This window comes from Commensalibacter sp. M0268 (assembly GCF_016101925.1).
Taxonomy (GTDB): domain Bacteria; phylum Pseudomonadota; class Alphaproteobacteria; order Acetobacterales; family Acetobacteraceae; genus Commensalibacter; species Commensalibacter melissae.
In genome coordinates, this window is sequence record NZ_JACFPQ010000010.1 from 1 (window position 1) to 1517 (window position 1517).

The window sequence follows — 1517 nt, forward strand, 5'->3', positions numbered from 1 at the left end:
TTTTTCAACGGTTGCCTTCGCTTTTTCAGGCGTTATGTTGCCTGCCACAACAATTGTTGCAAGGTCTGGACGAAAGGATTGCTGAATTTTTTCAGGTCAAAACCGGAAATTACTGATATTTAAATATTATATTTTTCTTTTCTCAATTTTACATATTCATTGATAAGTAATTCTGTATTCATATGAGATTCTTGTGAATAAAAACTTAAATGAGAGACAGTAAAATCGGAAAATAAAGCTGTTTTACGATTTAAATATTGTGGTGTATTGCTTGTTAAAATTTGTTCATCATCGCATTGAAAAGGCAACATCATAAAGCGTAAATCTCTTCCTTTCCAAGATATAAAATTAATTGATAACCTTTTGTCCCATTCTACAATTTTTGATGTTAAAGGTAGGGGCTTTCCACGATTTTTAATGAAATAAGAGTGCAGCTTTTCAGCTTTTTCTCCATTTTCCCATAAACTACCCTTAAAACCGTTAGGTGGAAGTTCAAATTCACCTACCTCATCAGGGATGGATAAATTCTCTTTTTGAAAATAGGCACATACGCCGTTGTTGACAACGTTTGCTGATAACAGGAAATATTCATCATTTCTTCGTCTGAATTCAATGAATTCCTTCAGTTTTTCAAGTTCAATATAAACTATATCATCATCACATTTCAGGAAAACATCATCTTTGAAAAGGTCAATTCTTGAAGCATAATATCGATAGGCATGATAATAGGGATAAGATTCGTTTAAGTTGCCTATGAATTGTTTTATTCTGTCATTGACATAACAGAACTCTAGCCATGCACCAAATCCGCCTTGCAAGTATAGTTTTGGTATATTGTCTCTATTAAGGAGGTTGAATGTTGGAAATTCATATCCGTTGATTGAAATATTTATGTCGTTATCACTTCCCCTGCTGATCGTGAGGATATTATCGCAGTAAGCGTTTAGGAGAGTGAAAAATTCTGTTTTAAAAATTTCCTCTGTATTGTCTCTATTATTGTCATATAAATTTTTTGAATCAACTCTTCTTATTTCCGAACCGGAGTTACCCCATCCACCTATGACAACCTCTGTAAATTTATCCTGGTTTTTTTCTACAAATGCTATATGAAGATCATTTGATATTCTTAAAGGAATGGTAAGTTTAGAATTTTTGGGTAAATCTTTATAAAATTGGTAACCGGCATTATCTTGCATATATGCTATTGGTCCGTAATTGTTTCTGACATATTCTTTATCAGTTTTATTACGGGTAAAATCCCATATATGCCATTCATCTAATAAATTATTGTTTAGTGCATATCGTATATATTGATTTAAATTTTCCATTCTGTCTTGACGACCGGCAAATGTAATTAAAATATTTTTTGACATATAAATTCCACTACTTAATTTTTATAAGATGAAGGGTAAAGATTATAATTTTTAATTCAAAATAACAATAATATATAATTTTATTTCTGGTTAATTGGCCCTTTGGTAATCTGGGCGAGGTCATCAATTCTGATCCATGTTTTA

Annotated in this window: 1 protein-coding gene; it reads right to left on the reverse strand. The window is 31.4% G+C overall.

The window, feature by feature from the left end; translation table 11 throughout:
- Positions 1 to 119 precede the first annotated feature (119 nt).
- Positions 120 to 1373 carry a hypothetical protein gene (locus H3R28_RS08880; protein WP_155565199.1) on the reverse strand — a complete coding sequence of 418 codons (1254 nt, stop codon included), beginning with the start codon at positions 1371 to 1373 and terminating at the stop codon, positions 120 to 122.
- Positions 1374 to 1517 lie beyond the last annotated feature (144 nt).

Coding starts and splice junctions, on each gene's coding strand:
- H3R28_RS08880 (WP_155565199.1), bottom strand. CDS start 1,373: ATGTCAAAAAATATTTTAATTACATTTGCCGGTCGTCAAGACAGAATG.